Source organism: Alteromonas salexigens, from assembly GCF_025628895.1.
GTDB classification, from domain to species: domain Bacteria; phylum Pseudomonadota; class Gammaproteobacteria; order Enterobacterales; family Alteromonadaceae; genus Alteromonas; species Alteromonas salexigens.
On the sequence record NZ_JAOTJC010000002.1, the window covers coordinates 124,968 to 142,679 of the forward strand.

Genomic DNA, 17,712 nt, shown 5'->3' on the forward strand with positions numbered 1-17,712 from the left:
ACACTGCTGCCACACTACTAAAATCCGCGGGTCTGCGCCATACGGGGGCAAAAAATTCCGCGCTGGTAAGACGACCGGGTATCGCCCTTGCATAAGGGGGATAACAGGAAACGCTCGGCGGCAGACTCACAACCCTGATTTGAGACGGTACAGGTAATGGAAAAGATTACGATAACGGGTTTACGCGTAGATACTCTGATTGGCGTGTATGACTGGGAACGTGAGCAACTCACTACTCTCAAGTTGGATATTACCCTCACAGCCAGCCTTATCAGTGCAATGACCTCTGATGACGTAAACGATACCATCGACTATGCGGCGCTGGCTGAACACGTGCAAAAAGAAGCGAAGAACTGTCAGTACGAACTGTTAGAGGCGTTTGGCCATCACATAATGAACAGCATCCTGCGCACATTCCCTAGCCAACATGTGGCGCTGGGTATCTGCAAGCCGGGGATCCTTGCTGACGCAGACTCGGTTACTGTGTGGATGGAAAGATCGGCAGCGGAATGAAGCAGCATCGCATTTTAATCAGTGTGGGTTCTAACATTGAACGCACGTATCATACTCGCCAGTCCCGCATTGCCTTAGCGCATTACTTTGACAACCTGGTGTGTTCCCGGGTGTATGAAAGCCAGGCGGTGGGATTTGATGGTAAGCCCTTTTATAACCTGGTAGTACAGGCCGATACCAGCAAGTCCATTGAGGAAGTGTGCGCTATCCTGAAGCAAATTGAGGTGGACAATGGCCGTGTCCATAGTCAGAAGAAATTCTGCTCACGGACGCTGGATTTGGATCTGTTAACTTACGATGACGTAGTTACCACGCAGCCTGTGGTGCTGCCCAGAGAAGAAATCCTGTATAACGCGTTTGTACTGCAGCCTTTGGCTGAACTGGTTCCTGCCGGGTTACACCCCGTCACAAACGAAAGCTACGCCGCCCTCTGGCAAAATTTTGATAAATCATCCCAGGCACTGCATCCCATTGCCTTCGAATGGAGTTCGTAAATCCCCATGACACTATTTGAAATTATTATTCTGGCCATTATTCAGGGAATTACCGAGTTTTTGCCCATCAGCAGTTCCGGGCATTTATTGTTGCCCGCCGTATTACTGGGCTGGGAAAATCAAGGGCTGGCCTTTGATGTGGCTGTGCATGTCGGCAGCCTGTTGGCCGTGATGATTTATTTTCGCAATGAAATTGCCTCGATGACGGTCGCCTGGTGTACGCAAGGTTTTTCCAGGCAACAATCCACAGACAGTAAGTTAGCCTGGTGGGTGATACTGGCAACTATACCGGCTGTGATTATTGGCTTTTTACTCAAGGACTGGATAGAACTGAACGCCAGAACGGCGTTGGTGATTGCCTGTACTACCATACTGTTCGGCCTGTTACTCTGGTATGCGGATGCCACCGCAAAACGCAATCAGTCGTTGACGTCACTGAGCTGGAAGCAAGCATTGATGATTGGCCTGGCACAGGTACTGGCCCTTATTCCCGGCACCTCGCGTTCCGGGATCACCATGACGGCGGGACTCATGCTTGGGCTTGACCGGGAAAGTGCTGCGCGTTTTTCGTTTTTGTTATCTATCCCCGTTATTCTCGGAGCCGGCACGCTGGCTACCATTGACCTTATTGCAGAGGGGCAACAGGTTGACTGGGCAGCGCTGTTCTACGGTGCGGCATTCTCGTTCGTCAGTGCGTATTTGTGCATCTACCTGTTTCTCAGCTGGATAGCCCGCATCGGCATGCTACCTTTTGTAATCTATCGCCTTGTATTGGGTGTAATATTACTGGGCATCGTGTTCATGTAATTAGCCGCTATGGCATTTGGCTGAGTGATTGCCACAGCGTCGTACAGCCCCGGTGAGCGCCGCCGCAAAGGCTAATAGCATTTTATAAAAAGGACTAACATCAATGTCAGACACTATTTTTACTAAAATTATTAACCGCGAAATCCCCGCGGATATTCTGTATGAAGACGATCAGGCGTTGGCGTTTAAAGATATCAATGCACAGGCGCCCATCCACTTTCTGGTCATTCCCAAAAAGCCCATTGCAACCCTTAACGATATGAGCGAGGACGACCGGGAACTGGTCGGGCACCTATCTTATATTGCCGCCAAACTGGCAGACGAGATGGGATTTGCCCATGAAGGCTATCGGACCGTGATGAACTGTAATGAATTTGGCGGGCAATCGGTTTACCACATCCATTTACATGTGCTGGCAGGTAAACTACTGGGGTGGCCGCCGTTTACCGATAAGCCGAAGACGCTGGAATAACCGCGGGTATCGACCAATAACGCTAGTGGGTGGCGAGTCGCGCCGCCCAGTTGCCCTGATGTTGGCGCTCGCAGTCAACTTCGTTGTCAAACAACACGTGGCGTTCCGGATGATGCAGTGAGACGCCGGCATCACCCAGTGCCTGCTGAATACGCTTAACGATGGCGGTATATTGAGTGCTGCGTGCGTCCTGCATTGTCTGCGGTGTGGTAAATATGAGTGTCACCATCAACGAGTCGGGAAAGTGCCGATAATCCACCGTGTGGGTTAACCACTCAAAGCCAGGCAACGCTTCCAGCCATTCCTCACACGCCCGGGTCAGTGAACTGACAATCGCCCGCTCCTGTTTTTTATCCTGTTTGCGCATCATACCACCACATGAAAAGTCGGACGGGTAGCTTAGTGGTTGTGGGCAGTGCTGTAAACTGCGTGATTTTTCACTTCCGGCGTGTGGGCGTAGACGTGCATGCGCGATAACAAGGCCTTGCAGCATCAAAGAAGCCATGGCGTTGTGGTGGTCCACACCCCGTAAGATAAAAGGTAAGTGGCGCGTATATCAGAGTAGGGAGACGGTATATATGGGCGCCTTGTCGGTAAGCACAAAAAAGCCCGGTATCTCCCGGGCTCTTTTCAACAGAAGGCCAGCTTACAGGCCAAGCACATCCTTACCCTGTTCGAAGTGGATGTCCACAGGGATATTGGCTGCCTCAAGCTTGGCTAAATCCGACGCCAGTACGGGCTTGATAACGCCCATTGATTCGACCAGCTCAACCACACCGTCGTAGTTGCCGTCGCCCTGAAGGGTCAGAATAAGTTCGGACAGGGCAGCCACTGCTGCGCCCATTTTTTCCATATTTACCCGATACAGTCCTTCGTCTGTTTTTTCAAACGCGCCTTCCTGAGCAAAGAAATTAAAGCGGATCATATTCGCTTTGCCGTGCGCACTGGAGGCCCCGAAGCGCACTGAACGGAAAATGCCTGCCATAAAGGTCACATAGTAATCTTCCAGTTCGCCTTCGGTGATCACGCCTTTATCTAACAGGCTCTGCACCATGTACAGGCCAAGGATATCGGCCTTGCCTTCCTCCAGTGCCGACGCGTGTTCTTTCAGTGCCGCACGCACCGTGCCTTTGCCGTCGAGAGTGTTTTTGACACCCAGACCATGGGCAACCTCATGAAACATGGTGTTGGCGAAAAACGCGTTGAAAGTGATATGGTCACGCTGCTCCGGCACAATCAGCTCATCGGCAATCGGTAACAGGATATTGTCGAACTTGGCGCGCATCGCGTTTTTCAGCTGTAAACGGCGCGTGCCTTTTTCCAGCTGCACGCGCTCATCGTTTGGCAGGTTGATAGCAATCGTTTTACTGCCGGCGTTGGAGTGGCCCGCGTAATACACCACATCGTAAGCGTTCAGGTCGGCATCAGAGCCCGGCATTTCAGCTTTGTAAGGCTCATCCACCGGCAGACCACGTTGTAACTCGGGCAAATGTTCTGCGTATTTCGCCAGCTTTTCACTCCATGCCATGTCTTTGATGAGCACATACGATTCGAACGCTGCGCGGTAGCCAAACAGTTGGTCTTCATAGGTTTCGATAGGCCCAATCACCACCTCTACCGGGTTTGACTTCATGTCCATCCAGGCCATATCTGACGCCAAGTAGTTGTTAGACAGGAAGGCATCGGCACGTAGGTTGAGGTAATTTGCAAACGCCTCATCTTCCGCCAGTTTTGCCGCTTCTCTCAGCAGACTGGCGGCTTTGGTTAACTCTTCGTGGTAGGCTTCTGAATAGGGGATGGTAATGAGCTGACCTGTTTTATCCCGGCGTACCAGCGAATAAAGCCCGTCCTTATTTTCCAGTGACGCGGTCATGAGCTCTTCTTTACTCATGTCATGAGGATAGAACTCAGCACCGGCTGGCTTGCCGTTATACCCCGGCAGAAACGGCTCGTCGCCGTTCAGGCGATCCCACGGCCCGTAATTGATGCGGGCGAAGTGCCGTACGTCCTCGTCCTTTATACGTGACAGAAATGTTTGCTTGTCCTCGAAAAAAGCCTGTTTCCAGAACAGGTCATCCATAATTTTTGATGCATCAATAAGAGTACTGACCATGGCTTGTTGATCGTCACTAAGGTGAGATAAGTCTGCTGTCAGTGTCACTGGGTGATAAATATCCAGACGGCTTTCGTCAACCAGCAGTTGCTCATTGGCTCCCACCGGTTGCTCGGGCTGAGGTGTTTTGGGTGTTACGGTTTCCGGCGCTTCGTTACAGCCGGTTAACAGCAACAACGAGGCCGACAGGGCGAGGCTTAACTTTGATAATGTCATACTATGTTCTCTCTGTAATCGACACTGCCGGTCAGGTGAACACACTCACACCTGCATATGACAGCAATACTAGACTTTTGGATAGCATAACGAAGGTGGAGACAAAGCGCTACAGCGACTATCTTGATTACAGAGAACGCAGATGGTCGAAAAAACGATGCTTTTCAGTGCATGGTTATCGAATCATGATATATTTTTATAAAACATGCTGCTGCGACCTGGCTTCTCATAACTGTCAGTCAAGGATTGTGATGACAGCAGGTACGCATAATCAATCCGGCATGGCTTCGCTCAATGGCCGCTATGCTGAGAACTTCAAAAAGGTAGGTATATGTCAACGCAAAATGCGCTTCTGACCATTCTGGTTGAAAAAATCAACAATGACACATTGGTATTGCCCACACTGCCGGCAATTGCCCTGAAAGTGAGAAAGGCGGCGGATGATCCTGACATTAACTTAAACGCGATGGGCGATGTGATTGGTCAGGATCCATCACTCACCGCGCGGATGATAAAAATTGCCAATAGCGCCTATATGGGCCGGTCGGTAAAAGTCAATTCAATTGGCCAGGCCGTCACGCGTATTGGCTTGCGCCAGATTAAAAATATTTCCACAGCCCTGGCCATGGAGCAGCTGTTCGTTTCTAAGAACGAGGTAGTGGGTAAATATATGCAGCGTGAATGGGCTAACACAGTCAATGTGGTAGCAAACTCAATGGCTGCCCTGCAACTGTATATTACGCGCACTAAAAAGCGTGAGCTCAATATGGATACCATGACCTTAGCGGCACTGGTTCATAATATCGGTGTACTGCCCATTTTAACCGAAGCAGAGCGTCATGAAGAAGTCTTTGCCAACCCTACATTCCTGGAAGTCGCTATTGATAAAATGGCAGGGCCAATTGGTGGTCGGATTATGCGGGAATGGGCGTTTGGTGATGAGCTGGTAAATATCGCAGAGCACTGGCGTGACCTGGGTGTGATCCCGGACAACCTTTCTTACATTGACTTTGTAAGGGTAGGGGCGGCATTAGCCGGCAAAATGGACAGCCAAAAGGATGCCGTATTCAACCTCGCTGTTCAGCGCGGTGTCATTGAAGATGTCAGCTCGCTTACGTCTGATGAGTTTGTCGAAATGCGCGAGGCGGCAAAACAAATATTCGCCTGATCTGGTGTCTGCACGCAGCGGTAAACCGCTGCGTGTGACTATACTCTTTATTCTTTGTTCAGCGTCAGGGCGTCGCGGACAAAGTCCAGGAAGGTGCTGAGTTCCGCTGACATCAGCGCGAATTCAGCATCAAGACGGGCTTCTACCTGATCTTTAGGAATGTCGCCGGTCTCTTCTTTAATGCGGTCAGTAAACTTAATGCGCTTGAAAGAGCCATCTTCCGCAATAACCGCTGTTAACGTTTCCTGATACTCGAAGCTGACTTTCTGTACCAACTTGCCAGCATCCAGGTGCAGTTTAATTTCATCACTGTCCAGCGGCTGATTCTTAACGCGCACCACACTTTCTAAATCATCAGTGGATTTTAACTCGGCTTCTTCGGTGAGGGTAATACCGTCCGGCGCACCGTCGGTCACCCAGTGCGTCAGCTCACTCTGCAGGCTGTGGCGGGCCATGGGCACCACCGGCAGCGAACCGATAGCTTTGCGCACCAATGCCAGCCAGCCTTCAGCTTTACCATCTGCAGAGGCATCCACGACCACTAATTTTTCAGGGATTGAAATGAAGCCGTGAATATAACTGTTTTTGGTAAATGCCTGAGGCAGCAAACGGGTGGTGATTTCCTGTTTTAAGTCAGACTGCTGCTTTTTACCCACCGGAGAACCCGTTTCCACTTCAATCTGGGCAACTTTTTCAGCCAGTTCGGCGTTGATAACCGCGGCAGGTAAAATCTTTTCCTGCTTTTTCACTGTGATCCAGTAACGTTCCTGGACTTTGTGGAACATGGCGCCGTCTTTTCCGGCTTGCGAGAAAGGTGAAGCGAAGCCCATGGTAGCAGTGTCATGGCTGCCGCAGGGGCGAAAGGCATTCTCCTGCAGCATAGTCTGCAGGTCGTCATCGTCCAGGGAAAGGGGCTGGGTCAGCTGATACGCTTTTACGTTTTTAAACCACATTGGATTGCGTCTTGTTGCTAAGAAAAGGCCGGCAAGCGTACCAATCGACGCGTGCCTGCGCAATCAGGAAAAGGGATATTTTTGGTGAGCAGACAGCGGTTGTTATTCAGCACTACCACTGGTGGTGCGGGTGCGCTTAGGGAACCGGATAATGTACTCCAGGCCCTGACCTGGCTGGCTGTTGGCCTCTATTTTTCCACCCAGTGTCTGGGTCACCAGGTTGTACATGATATGCGTGCCTAAGCCACTGCCGCCCTGGCCCCGCTTAGTCGTGAAGAAGGCGTCGAACAATCGGGCGAGATCATCCTCATTCATACCGCGGCCATCATCTTTGTAGACCATGATAATTTCATCATCCTCTGCTTTTACCGACAGCTGAATATGCCCGCTGCGCATGTCTTCAAAGCCATGGTTCAGTGAGTTCATGATCATGTTGGTGGTGATTTGGGCAATTACACCCGGTGCGCAGCGTATTTCCAGGTCCTCCGGGCAATCAATCGCCACTTTGTGGCGGGTCTGCTTGAAGCTGGGCTGCAGTGACTGCAACACCTCATGCAGGTAGCTGTTCAGGTTGAATTGTCGTTCAGCTTCGCTGGCTTGATCGACTGCCACCTGTTTAAAGCTGGCCACCAGGTCGGAGGCCCGGTGTAAGTTGGTCAGCAACAGTTGGGTGGTTTGGCCTGCTTCGCTAAGGAAATTCACCATGGCTTTATGGGTCAGCGATTTATCTTCAAAGGCGCTCTTGAGCTGTTGCAGGCGTTCTTCCAGAAAACTTGCCGCCGTCACGCCCACGCCCATCGGGGTATTTACATCGTGAGCGATGCCGGCAACAAGACCGCCCAGTGAGGCCATGCGTTCGGACTCCAGCAGCTGGTCTTTGGCCATTTTTAGGGTGTCCATGGATTTCGCCAGCTCGGCATTCCGTTTGCGCAACTCATCCTCAATGTACTGGCGATTCTCATTCTCCTGGCGCAGTTCGCGCTGGTTAGCAATGAGTTCATCTTTTTGCTGTTCAAGATCCAACATAATTTGCGACAGGGAGGCGGTCTTCTTAGCCACTTCCTGTTCCAGCAACAGGTTCTGATCATCCAGCTTTTTATTGGCAGCACTTAACTGTTCCTGGGTGCCATGCAATTTAGTCTGCGAGGCAATCAAGTCGTCAATGACCTGGTTATAAGAATCTTTTAACTGCTGGAGTTCATTATCATCGTCGAGGATAACCTGAATTTTCGACTCATTCGGTCGTTCAGGATCAAACGCGCTCATTTCGTCGGTGATCTCAGACAAAGGTTCGGACAACATGCGCCGGAACGCTGTCATAAATAAGAATACCAAAAAGGCAGTTTTAACAATGGCGTTACCGATGAGAAAGAAAATGCCAACCTCGATGCGACTAAAAATCGTGTCGAAGTCGGAATACAGTGACACATCACCCACGTTTGATTCTCGCCCGGAGAATTTGAAGACCAGGGGAAAGCTGTAAGAAAACAAACCGCCAACATGGTCGCGCATCACACCGGCATCGACAGTCTGGCCCTGCATTGGAATAGTTTCACCATAAGCAACGATAACATCGCCATTTTCATCCCGTATTTGCACACCTTGCACAATGGGCAGCTCCAGCAATCCCTGTCCTATCAGGCGAGCTTGTGGTGTATTAAGTTCCCAGATGGCGCGGGTCAGGCTGGTGGCAAAGGTGTTCTTGAGCGTGCGTAGCTCATCTTCGATGTGATGTTTGGTACTGAGGTACTCAGTAAAGATTTGTCCAACCGTGACAATCAGCGTCAGTACGAAGTAAACCGAAAGAACACGCGTCAGTAACTTCCTCGACAGTCCGGTCTTTACGGTTCCCATGTAATTAGCACCCTGTTGCAATGGTATGAACGACTCCTGAAAGCAAAGAATATGCGTAATACTGTGAATAAACAAGAAAAATGCGCTGGCTGGCAACTAGACTTTCGGACAAAACTTGACACGGGTTGGTAATACATTTAATAAAACTGTCACACAGCAGATTAATAATAACGGCGTTTTAATATGACCAGGAAAAAAACTATGTCCCGAACGGTCTTGTTGGTAGAAGACGAAGCGCCGATCCGTGAAATGCTGAAATTTGTACTGGAGCAGTCGGGGTTCGATACTGTTGAAGCCGAAGACTACGACATTGCAATGGATAAAATTTGCGAGCCGTACCCAGATCTCATTCTGCTTGACTGGATGTTGCCAGGCGGCAGCGGCGTACAGTTAGCGAAAAGTCTCAAACAACATGAGTTTACCCGCGATATTCCGGTCATAATGCTTACGGCCCGGGGTGAAGAAGAAGATAAGATACGGGGACTGGACGCGGGCGCGGACGATTACATCACCAAGCCTTTCTCGCCGAAAGAGCTGGTGGCGCGGATTAAAGCGGTCATGCGCCGGGTCACACCCACCTCTAATGAGGTACCCATTGAATTTAATGGTTTAAAGCTGGAGCCCATTTCACACCGGGTTGAGGCCAATGATGAACCTATTGATATGGGGCCGACAGAGTTTAAGCTGCTGCACTTTTTTATGACGCACCCGGAGCGTGTATACAGTCGCGAACTGCTGCTGGACAACGTGTGGGGCACCAATGTGTATGTTGAAGACCGCACCGTGGATGTGCATATCCGCCGGTTGCGCAAGGCCATTGCCAAGCATGGTCATGATGCTATGATCCAAACAGTACGCGGCGCCGGTTATCGCTTCTCCACCAAACCCTAACATCAGGGGCGGCCTGAGCGAACAGCACGGACAGGCCGTTTTCTTTCATAGTTACCGACGAACAGGCAATCAGGCATTATGTATTATCCGTTCTCATGGTTGAGAAGCCTTCTCCACTTGGCGGTATACCTTGTCGCGTTCGCTCTGATTGGTTTGCTGGCAGACGATATGCTGGTCGCTGTGGCTCTCGGCGCTACCCTGCTGCTAATTTTCAACTACTGGCAACTCTACAAGCTCAACCGCTGGTTGTGGCATAGCAGAAAAATCTCCCCGCCTACGGTGAGCGGTGTGTGGGAGCATATCTATGAAGGGATTTATTACCTGCAAAGGCGCAACCGAAACAAACGCAAGGAACTCGGTGAGCTGGTGAAACGCTTCCGGGAGGGCTCGGAAGCGTTACCGGATGCTGCGGTGGTGGTCGACGCCAAGGCCTGTATTATATGGTGTAACCGGTTGGCGCGGTTAGAGCTGGGTTTGAAGTGGCCTGCAGATGCCGGTCGTCGTTTAGATAATCTGTTGCGCCACCCTGATTTTATTGAGTATTTTCACACCGGTGATTATCACTATCCTATTGAGATCCCATCGCCAACCAACCCTAATAAAACTTTTGAATACCGGATTATGCCTTATGGTGAGGAACACTTGCTGGTGGTGGCCCGGGACGTGACGCGGGTATCGCAGTTAGAGGAAATGCGTAAAGACTTCGTGGCCAACGTGTCCCACGAATTGCGCACTCCCCTTACCGTTATTAACGGGTACCTGGAAATGCTGCCGGCTGCCGATGACAACCCGTTTATGCAAAAGGCGATGACCGAAATGACATCGCAAACCCAGCGTATGCAGAACCTGATTGAAGATTTGCTGATATTGTCTCGTATAGAAGCCAGCTCAGAACGTATCTACGAGAATGTGGTAAACATGCCGGCAATTCTTGCTCAGATAGAGCGTGAGGCACTGTCACTCAACAAAGATAAACATCATAAAATTGAATTTCATGTAGATCCCAGCCTGAAAGTGTATGGCGTGGAAACGGAGTTACGCAGTGCCTGCTCAAACCTGGTATTTAACGCCATTCATTACACTCCCCCCGGCGGGCATATTCAGGTGCACTGGAAACAGGACGCTCACAAGGTGAAATTTGCCGTACAGGATAACGGCGACGGTATTGCCCCTCCACATATAAACCGGCTGACTGAGCGTTTTTATCGTGTTGATAAGGCCCGCTCCAGGAAAACCGGCGGCTCCGGGCTGGGTTTGTCTATTGTTAAGCACGTGCTGAATCATCATAACTCGCAGTTGGAGATACATAGCGTGGTAGGTGAGGGCAGTGTGTTCTCATTTACGTTGACCAATGACATGGTTGCTGAGCGGTCTGCATCATGATTCGACGACTACTGTGCTTGCTGATGTGGTGTGCCATCTCGATGGATGCGCTTAGCGCCACTGACGAAATCCCCGACTATGAGCGCCAGCCAGGCGTGGCGGGCAAAATTACCTCGGTGGGGTCGGACACGCTGGCCAACCTTATGACTTTCTGGTCTCAGGAGTTCAGGGAGCTTTATCCGCAGGTTAAGTTTCAGATCCAGGCCTCCGGCTCCTCTACCGCACCCCCGGCACTAACCGAAGGCACCGCTACCATCGGCCCCATGAGCCGGGAACTGAAACCAAGTGAACGACGTGATTTTATTAATGCTCACGGCTATCCGCCGCTGGTGTTACGGGTAGCCATGGATGCCATTGCCATATTTGTTGAGCGACACAACCCGTTAACCGGACTGACCCAACAGCAGGTGGACGCCATCTTCTCAGCTACCCAGTTTTGCGGCGCCCCTGCTCCCATCACCCGCTGGTCGCAGCTGAATGTGTATGGGGACAACTTTACGGCGCCCATACGCTTATTCGGTCGGAATTCGGTATCAGGCACCTACGGCCTGTTCAAAATTGATGGCCTGTGTGACGGTGACTTTCGCAAGAACGTTAACGAACAACCCGGCTCTGCCTCTGTGGTGTTATCGGTGGGGTCGAGCCGCGGCGCGATTGGTTATGCCGCCTATGGCTATAAAACAGCCGGCGTGCGGGCGTTGCCAATAGGCGAGACCGCAGAGACCCTGATCCCGTTAACCTCGCAAACAGTGCGTAATGAAACTTACCCTTTTGCCCGTTATCTGTACCTGGTAATTAATAAAAAGCCGGGTGAACCATTACCTACGCTTGAGCGGGAGTTCCTTCGGTTTGTGCTGTCTAAGGAAGGACAGCGACAAGTTGAACGCGATGGCTACTTTCCTATCCGGGCAGACATTTTGCAGCGGCAGCGCCGCATTATCCAAAGTGACTAAGACAGTCACTTCATAATCGCTGCGGCTAATGTTGCCAGACAATTGGCGAGGTGGGTGTCCTGCAAACAGCCTCTTATCACAACTCACTCGCCCGGTTGTGTGGCATCCGACCGGCAGTCAACTGAACATAGCAATGGTCGCATTCCACCGACACCTACATTGTGAAAGTTTTGTGACAGGTTCACAGTGTAACATTTATGTCATTTAACGAAGGTAAAGTGCCAGCGTTTTCAAAATCCATAAAAAATCTGCACTTGGAGAAACGAATGGAACTTAAGCACTTATTTCAGGCTTCGGCGATTGCAACCGCACTCGTACTAGCTGGTTGTGGTGGTGATATCAATATCAGCGAAGGCGATATTGATAACAGTGTGACCAATAATAACGGTGGCAATGAAACTCCCACCAACCCCCCGGCTGAAAATGATGGACGTCCGGGAGATGCCAGTGCTTTTCTTAGTGGGCAGGTTTCAGAGGCATTCGGTACTGACGTTGAAGTGCGGGTATTATCAGGCCGTCTTACCGACGCTGACGCGGATGCCAGCGGCAACATCGTACTGACTAACGACACAGTATGGGCGCTTGAAGGTCCGGTATTTATTGGTAACGATAAAGCTGACAGTGTCACGCTGGAAATTGAAGAAGGTGCTATCGTATTCGGTCGTACCGGTGCAGATTATCTGGTAATCAGCCGCGACTCTGCTATTGAAGCGACGGGTACCGCAGAAAATCCGGTCATCATGACGTCTTACAATGATGTTATCGGTGATGAAGTTGGCGCCGGCCAATGGGGAGGGTTGGTTGTATTAGGTAACGCACCATCAACCAAATGTCCTCAAGACGGCTCAGACTGTGCACTTCAGGTTGAGGGTGCTGAAGAAGGTGCCGTATTCGGCGGAACGGACGAGACCGATAGCTCAGGTATCCTGAACTACGTGGTCGTGAAATATGCAGGTTTTGAAATCGCCCCCGACAACGAGCTGAACGGCATCACTTTCGGTGGTGTGGGTTCAGGAACAGAAGTGGATTACGTGCAAGTTCACGGCAACGCGGACGACGGCGTTGAATTCTTTGGTGGAACCGTAAACGCGAAACACTTGGTTTTGACTGCTAACCAGGACGATTCAGTAGACTGGGACAACGGTTATAAAGGCAAGCTGCAGTACGTATATGTACAGCATGCCTCTGACAACTCTGATGCCAACCGTGGTATCGAAGGTGACGGCGACGGCGGTGACGGCCTGGAGTTTTCACAACCTATGGTTGCGAACATGACGGTTGTGGGTAACAACTTCGACACCGCGGACGCTGACTCTGAAGGCCTGTTACTACGCGATCAGACAGGCGCTCATCTGATGAACTTCCTTATCACTGGCCCTGAAAGCATGGGTGAGTGTTTAGAAATGGATACGGACGACACGGTACAGGCAAACCTGTCTGACGGCGACCTGACCATGACTTACTCTGTTATCTCTTGTAGCGAACCTTTCAACACGCCTGACGGTGCAGTTGACCTGGAGACTTGGTTCACTGGTCAGGAAGGTAACCAGCTAATCGCCTTTGAAGATCGTGCTAATCTGGGTCTGAACATCGACGGTTCACTGACATCAGAAAGCATGTTGCTGACAGCAGGCGGCGATGCAGCGATGCTAGATACTTTCTTTGAAACTAATACCTTCGTGGGTGCGGTGGGCGAAACTGACTGGCGTCAGGGTTGGGCCTTTGGTTTTGGCGGCGGTAACATCGAGCTGGTTGAAACCACATCAGGCTGCCCGGCTGGGACTACTAACATCGCGTCAGTAGACGGTTCTACAACAACGTGTGAAATCTCAGGCACTATCACTGCTGACCTGACACTGACTGCAGGCAACCTGTATGCCCTGTCTGGTGCGGTATTCGTAGGTGGTGACAAAACTGACAGCGCGGTTTTGACGATTGAGCCCGGTGTGACGGTTTTCGGTAACTCAGGAAATGACTACCTGGTAGTCAGCCGTGACTCGCAAATCATGGCTAACGGAACAGCTGCTGACCCAATCACATTCACTTCGCGTGACCATGTTATTGGCGGCCTGGAAGCGGGGACAGCCGGCCAGTGGGGCGGCATGATTATTCTGGGTAATGGTGAATCAACCAAATGTCCGCAGGATGGCACCGACTGTGCGTTACAGGTAGAAGGCGCAGCCGAAGGGGCGGTATTCGGCGGTACTGATAATGCCGATAATTCCGGCGTGTTGCGCTATGTTCGTGTTATGCACGGCGGCTTCGAAATAGCGCCTGATAACGAGCTCAATGGCATCACCTTTGGCGGTGTAGGTTCAGGTACCACGGTGGAATACGTGCAGGTGCACAAAAATGCCGATGACGGTGTAGAGTTCTTTGGCGGTGCAGTTAACGCAAAATACCTGACTTTCACTGGTGTTCAGGATGACTCTGTAGACTGGGATAACGGTTATAAGGGTAAATTACAGTTTGTACTGGTTAAGCATGCGGATGATAACTCGGATGCCAACCGCGCCATCGAAGGTGACGGCGACGGCGGTGATGGACTGGCATTCTCCAACCCCACCGTGGCTAACATGACAGTGATCGGCAATAGCTTTGATACTGCGAACGCGGATTCAGAAGGCATTCTGCTGCGAGACCAGACCAACGCACAGCTGTACAACATCCTGGTAACCGGCCCTGCTGGCATGGGTGAGTGCTTTGAAGTTGACCTGAGTGACGGTGACACCACTGCGCTGGGTAATATGGACGGCACCAATACGCCGCAAATGGTCATGCAGTCATCAGTTCTGGCCTGTGCGGAAAATATCAAAAACTCTGGCGATTTTGACCAACAAGCCTGGTTTACTGCGCAGGACAACAACAGCCTGCTGGACAACACTGCAACAGTGCTGGATGGTATCTACACAGTAGACACCACGACAGCGACAGATGTTTCTGCTCTGGACAGCTTCTTTACGTCAGTCGATTTTATCGGCGCGGTGAAAGATGCTGATAATGACTGGACAGCAGAATGGACTGTTGCACTGGATAACTAAGCAGCCAGTAATTTTGCTGACATGGAAGCAAGTACGTGACATTAAGTGGCGTACTTGCTTTTTAAGTATCAAGCACGGGTATTATTCCGTAGCATAAGAATTGCGTACAACGAGGTTAATCATGAACAGACCTGCTAACAGGTTTTTTCTTAAGCCGCTCAGCCTGGCGGTAGTGGCTGGCCTGCTATCTCCCGCTTCTCCTGCCTTTGCGCAGTCTGACGAAAGTGAAGCCATTGAGGAAGTGGTGGCTACCGGTACCCGGTTGAAGGGAACGGCGACGGCGGTGATGCAGGAACGTAAAAATCAGGCGTTCGTTGCGGATATCATGGGCGCGGAGCAAATCTCACGTACCGGGGATGGTGACGCAGCGTCTGCATTACGCCGGGTCACGGGGCTGACGCTGGTGGATGGCAAATTCATCTATGTACGGGGCCTGGGTGAGCGGTACTCATCCACGCAGCTTAACGGGGCCGTGGTGCCCAGCCCGGACCCTACCCGTAACGTTATTCCGCTGGATTTGTTTCCTTCAGACATCATTGAAAGTCTGTCAGTACAAAAGTCATTCTCACCGTCAATGCCTGCCTCGTTTGGTGGCGGTAATGTCAACATCCGACTGAAATCCATTCCTTCTCAAAAGGTCTTTAACGTCAGTGGCAGCCTGGGCTACAACACTGAAAGCTCCGGTGACGTGCTGGATTATCCCGGCGGTGGACGGGACTGGTTCGGTGAAGATGACGGCACCCGTGCAGCTCCCGAATCAATCCGGCAGCGCTGGGAAGACCGCGAGTTTCTGGATAATCTGGAGCCAGAACTTGCCCGGGATTTACTGGGTGACGTTAACCGCGATTATGGTCCAGAGCGTACCAGCGCCGCCCCTGACATGGGCCTGAATGTAACCTTGGGTAACAGCTTCGATTATGACGAAGACTGGCGCTTTGGCTTTTTAGCCACGGCGGGATACGATGCGCAAACCCGCGCGACCGAGCAGTATGAGCTTCAGGATCCTGACCGCATTGGTGATGACGTGATCCTGGTACGTTTCTTTGATGACATTCAAGGCACCGAGCGCACGGTACAGTGGTCTTCACTGCTGACATTGGGCATCGACTATAACCGCCAGCATCAAATTGACTACAGCATCATTGCGCTTAACGATACCCGCGATGAGATCCGCGAGAAATTCGGTAATACTGAAAACCTCAACCAGGCGGAAGGCCTGCGTATCCGCGATATCGATATTGAATATGAAGAGCGCACCTTATACACCAATCAGCTGAAAGGCATGCACACCTTTCCGGACTTGAACTTCTTAGGGTTCGACTGGCGCTGGTCAGAAGGTCGCTCCATCCGGAATGCTCCGGGTAATATGGAAGCGCGCTTTGTACTGGCTGACGAAAATCAGGATGACGTGTTCGATGTAGCCAATGAGGGCTTCCTGATTGATGCGCAAACCGCTGCGCGTTATTCGTTTCAGAACCTGCACGACCGTTTAGAAAATTACGGCTACAACTTCTCGTTACCGTTAACGCTGGGTAAGTGGGAGACCGAATACAAATTCGGCGCCGATTTCGTGTCGAAAGTGCGTACCGCAGAATCCCGCCGTTTCGACGTCAATACACTGGGCTTTGCGAACCGTGAGTTTCTTCGTGGCAGTGTGTTTGGCGATATCTTAAGCGACGAAAACCTGGCCAGCGCGGAGCTGAGTAACCGTGCCGTACTGCGTGATACTACGGTCGCCGGCGATGACTATGTTGCCGGTCAGAAAGTGGATGCGTATTACGTTGAGGCTGACTTTTTTTATGACAATAAGTGGCGCTTCACCGGTGGGGTACGCTGGGAGGACTTCCGTCAGGTAGTGGCGCCTTTCGACCCGCGTACCAATCAGTTTGACCTGAATGACGACGCGGATCGTGCACAGCTGGCATTCCAGGAAGATGATTTTTATCCTGCGCTGGCAGTGACGTACTTCTTAAAAGACGACATGCAGCTTCGTGCCAGTATCGGTCAGACTGTGGTTCGCCCCGACTTACGTGAAGTGTCTTCATCGACGTATATCGATCCGCTGACTGACTTCCCTATTGCGGGCACACCCGGTCTGGAAACTACCGATATCATTAACTACGACCTGCGTTGGGAATGGTATCGCGAAGCGGGTAATAACCTGTCTGTCGGTTTCTTCTACAAGGACATGGAAGCGCCCATAGAGTCTGTACAGTCACCGGCACAGGATGGTCCGCCGCTGATTCGTATTGCTAACGCCGAGACTGGAGAGGTGTACGGCGTGGAGCTGGAATTCCTGCAAGGGTTAGACTTTATCGGCAACGGCATCTGGGACAACCTGTTCACCACCGGTAACATCACGGTGAGTGACTCTGAAATTGTGTTGGATCGCCAGAATATTGTTGATCAAACCGGGGTTTCTGCTGCTATCACTAACACCACCCGGCGTATGACCGGCCACTCGGAATACGTGGTGAACTTTCAGTTTGGCTTCGATTCTGACAACGGCGAGCACTCTGCTTCGGTAGTGTATAACGTGTTTGGCGAGCGAATTCTGATCCCCGGTATCGACGGATTTGATGACAGCTTCGAAGAGCCGTTCCACTCCCTGGATATGGTTTACAAGTACTACCCGGACTTTAATACCACTGTCACATTTAAAGTGCAGAATGTGCTTAATGAGGACAAGGAAATTGTGTTCGAGGACACCTTGCTGCGCTCTGAAACACGGGGCACCAGCTTCAGTCTGTCTTACAAATACGATTTTTAACGTATACAGTAAGTGTGAAAAGGGCCGCAAATTGCGGCCCTTTTTTGTTTATGCTCGCTGCGAATAGCGCCACATATATGACGA

14 protein-coding genes are annotated in these 17,712 nt (G+C 51.2%); 10 read left to right on the plus strand and 4 right to left on the minus strand.

Translation table 11 applies throughout. The features are described from left to right. The first annotated feature begins 156 nt into the window (after nt 1-156). The 4 genes from OCL06_RS00540 to OCL06_RS00555 all read left to right on the plus strand — a co-directional run bounded on the left by OCL06_RS00540 (nt 157) and on the right by OCL06_RS00555 (nt 2,286). Nucleotides 157-513 carry a dihydroneopterin aldolase gene (locus tag OCL06_RS00540; RefSeq protein ID WP_262991768.1) on the plus strand — a complete coding sequence of 119 codons (357 nt, stop codon included), beginning with the start codon at nt 157-159 and terminating at the stop codon, nt 511-513. Continuing rightward, nucleotides 510-1,007 carry a 2-amino-4-hydroxy-6-hydroxymethyldihydropteridine diphosphokinase gene (gene folK / locus OCL06_RS00545; RefSeq protein WP_262991769.1) on the plus strand — a complete coding sequence of 166 codons (498 nt, stop codon included), beginning with the start codon at nt 510-512 and terminating at the stop codon, nt 1,005-1,007. The genes OCL06_RS00540 and folK overlap by 4 nt, the downstream gene beginning before the upstream one ends. A 6-nt stretch (nt 1,008-1,013) precedes the next feature. Beyond that, nucleotides 1,014-1,814, plus strand: a complete 801-nt coding sequence (locus OCL06_RS00550; protein ID WP_262991770.1) for an undecaprenyl-diphosphate phosphatase — start codon at nt 1,014-1,016, stop codon at nt 1,812-1,814. Between the two features lie 103 nt (nt 1,815-1,917). Then, on the plus strand, nt 1,918-2,286 hold the full coding sequence (locus OCL06_RS00555) for a histidine triad nucleotide-binding protein (RefSeq protein ID WP_262991771.1): 369 nt from the start codon (nt 1,918-1,920) through the stop codon (nt 2,284-2,286). A 22-nt stretch (nt 2,287-2,308) separates the two neighbouring features. On the opposite strand, the gene OCL06_RS00560 is transcribed toward OCL06_RS00555, so the two are convergent. Both OCL06_RS00560 and OCL06_RS00565 read right to left on the minus strand, forming a co-directional pair. Beyond that, nucleotides 2,309-2,656 (minus strand): Fis family transcriptional regulator, encoded by a 348-nt coding sequence (locus OCL06_RS00560; RefSeq protein WP_262991772.1) that lies wholly within the window; start codon nt 2,654-2,656, stop codon nt 2,309-2,311. A 276-nt stretch (nt 2,657-2,932) separates the two neighbouring features. After that, on the minus strand, nt 2,933-4,615 hold the full coding sequence (locus OCL06_RS00565) for a dipeptidyl-peptidase 3 family protein (protein WP_262991773.1): 1,683 nt from the start codon (nt 4,613-4,615) through the stop codon (nt 2,933-2,935). Between the two features lie 331 nt (nt 4,616-4,946). On the opposite strand from OCL06_RS00565, the gene OCL06_RS00570 reads away from it, so the two are divergent. After that, nucleotides 4,947-5,783: an HDOD domain-containing protein gene (locus tag OCL06_RS00570; protein WP_262991774.1), complete on the plus strand. Its 837-nt coding sequence runs from the start codon at nt 4,947-4,949 to the stop codon at nt 5,781-5,783. Between the two features lie 47 nt (nt 5,784-5,830). Here the strand turns inward: OCL06_RS00570 and rdgC are convergent, their stop codons facing one another. Then, entirely contained in the window at nt 5,831-6,736 is a 906-nt protein-coding gene (gene rdgC, locus OCL06_RS00575) for a recombination-associated protein RdgC (RefSeq protein ID WP_262991775.1), read from the minus strand. 102 nt (nt 6,737-6,838) lie between these two features. Next, on the minus strand, nt 6,839-8,590 hold the full coding sequence (locus tag OCL06_RS00580; RefSeq protein WP_262991776.1) for a sensor histidine kinase: 1,752 nt from the start codon (nt 8,588-8,590) through the stop codon (nt 6,839-6,841). A gap of 201 nt (nt 8,591-8,791) precedes the next feature. Here OCL06_RS00580 and phoB point away from each other — a divergent pair, with 201 nt between their 5' ends. The 5 genes from phoB (at nt 8,792) to OCL06_RS00605 (ending at nt 17,628) form a co-directional block, all read left to right on the plus strand. Then, nucleotides 8,792-9,481, plus strand: a complete 690-nt coding sequence (gene phoB, locus OCL06_RS00585; protein ID WP_262991777.1) for a phosphate regulon transcriptional regulator PhoB — start codon at nt 8,792-8,794, stop codon at nt 9,479-9,481. 78 nt (nt 9,482-9,559) lie between these two features. Then, nucleotides 9,560-10,864 carry a phosphate regulon sensor histidine kinase PhoR gene (gene phoR / locus OCL06_RS00590; RefSeq protein ID WP_262991778.1) on the plus strand — a complete coding sequence of 435 codons (1,305 nt, stop codon included), beginning with the start codon at nt 9,560-9,562 and terminating at the stop codon, nt 10,862-10,864. Between the two features lie 23 nt (nt 10,865-10,887). Beyond that, nucleotides 10,888-11,817 carry a PstS family phosphate ABC transporter substrate-binding protein gene (locus OCL06_RS00595; protein WP_262991875.1) on the plus strand — a complete coding sequence of 310 codons (930 nt, stop codon included), beginning with the start codon at nt 10,888-10,890 and terminating at the stop codon, nt 11,815-11,817. Nucleotides 11,818-12,083: 266 nt separating this feature from the next. After that, nucleotides 12,084-14,858 (plus strand): beta-helix domain-containing protein, encoded by a 2,775-nt coding sequence (locus OCL06_RS00600; RefSeq protein WP_262991779.1) that lies wholly within the window; start codon nt 12,084-12,086, stop codon nt 14,856-14,858. Between the two features lie 121 nt (nt 14,859-14,979). Then, nucleotides 14,980-17,628, plus strand: a complete 2,649-nt coding sequence (locus OCL06_RS00605) for a TonB-dependent receptor domain-containing protein (RefSeq protein ID WP_262991780.1) — start codon at nt 14,980-14,982, stop codon at nt 17,626-17,628. The last annotated feature ends 84 nt before the right edge of the window (nt 17,629-17,712 follow it).

Excerpts from the sequence above, each read along its gene's own strand:
- OCL06_RS00540 (WP_262991768.1), top strand. The coding sequence starts at position 157 with ATGGAAAAGATTACGATAACGGGTTTACGCGTAGATACTCTGATTGGC.
- folK (WP_262991769.1), top strand. The coding sequence starts at position 510 with ATGAAGCAGCATCGCATTTTAATCAGTGTGGGTTCTAACATTGAACGC.
- OCL06_RS00550 (WP_262991770.1), top strand. The coding sequence starts at position 1,014 with ATGACACTATTTGAAATTATTATTCTGGCCATTATTCAGGGAATTACC.
- OCL06_RS00555 (WP_262991771.1), top strand. The coding sequence starts at position 1,918 with ATGTCAGACACTATTTTTACTAAAATTATTAACCGCGAAATCCCCGCG.
- OCL06_RS00560 (WP_262991772.1), bottom strand. The coding sequence starts at position 2,656 with ATGATGCGCAAACAGGATAAAAAACAGGAGCGGGCGATTGTCAGTTCA.
- OCL06_RS00565 (WP_262991773.1), bottom strand. The coding sequence starts at position 4,615 with ATGACATTATCAAAGTTAAGCCTCGCCCTGTCGGCCTCGTTGTTGCTG.
- OCL06_RS00570 (WP_262991774.1), top strand. The coding sequence starts at position 4,947 with ATGTCAACGCAAAATGCGCTTCTGACCATTCTGGTTGAAAAAATCAAC.
- rdgC (WP_262991775.1), bottom strand. The coding sequence starts at position 6,736 with ATGTGGTTTAAAAACGTAAAAGCGTATCAGCTGACCCAGCCCCTTTCC.
- OCL06_RS00580 (WP_262991776.1), bottom strand. The coding sequence starts at position 8,590 with ATGGGAACCGTAAAGACCGGACTGTCGAGGAAGTTACTGACGCGTGTT.
- phoB (WP_262991777.1), top strand. The coding sequence starts at position 8,792 with ATGTCCCGAACGGTCTTGTTGGTAGAAGACGAAGCGCCGATCCGTGAA.
- phoR (WP_262991778.1), top strand. The coding sequence starts at position 9,560 with ATGTATTATCCGTTCTCATGGTTGAGAAGCCTTCTCCACTTGGCGGTA.
- OCL06_RS00595 (WP_262991875.1), top strand. The coding sequence starts at position 10,888 with ATGTGGTGTGCCATCTCGATGGATGCGCTTAGCGCCACTGACGAAATC.
- OCL06_RS00600 (WP_262991779.1), top strand. The coding sequence starts at position 12,084 with ATGGAACTTAAGCACTTATTTCAGGCTTCGGCGATTGCAACCGCACTC.
- OCL06_RS00605 (WP_262991780.1), top strand. The coding sequence starts at position 14,980 with ATGAACAGACCTGCTAACAGGTTTTTTCTTAAGCCGCTCAGCCTGGCG.